Below are 572 nucleotides of genomic sequence, written 5' to 3' on the forward strand. Positions count from 1 at the left end.
TCGATAGCTGAGAACTTAACGTTTCCAGATGCATCGTTCGTTACAGTTTCAACAACTTTACCTGTTGAATCTTTAAGGACGAAGCTGAATTCGTTCGCTTTCAATTCACGACCTTCCAAGCGTTTAGTGAAGTTGAATTCTACTTGTACTGGTACGCTGTTCACACGTTTCTCGGTTGGTTTGCTTGGTTTTTCAACTGTCTTAGAGGTTGGGTTGTAGTAGTTGACTACTTGAGCCGCAGTATTTTCGATATCTACTCCGCCAGGAACATCAGCTTTCACTGTTGTTGGGATGTCAAACTTGTAGTAACGTCCGAAGGCGAACTTAGTTGTATCGATCACTTGAGTGTTTTCTGCATCGCCAAGTGACTTCGTGAAGCCAGCTTTAAGGGTTGCAGTAATCACACCATTGTTCACAGCGATATCGAATTTAGCTGTTACATCGTCACCTGTTACTGAATCGTAAGCTTTGATCTTAGTAGAATCAAGATCCAACTTAGTTTCATCGTAGTCATCTGAGATTCCTACTGATTGGATGTTGTCCTTGTTAGCTGCGTCAAATTTAGTTGTATC

At 41.6% G+C, this 572-nt stretch carries 1 protein-coding gene; it reads right to left on the reverse strand.

Annotation, left to right across the window (positions count from 1 at the left end; all coding sequences use genetic code 11):
- Positions 1-572, reverse strand: a 572-nt coding sequence (locus ACESOD_RS09775; protein WP_373095553.1) for an SspB-related isopeptide-forming adhesin, incomplete at both ends; no start/stop codon positions are given.

Source organism: Streptococcus oralis (genome assembly GCF_964238205.1).
GTDB classification, from domain to species: Bacteria; Bacillota; Bacilli; order Lactobacillales; family Streptococcaceae; genus Streptococcus; species Streptococcus oralis_CZ.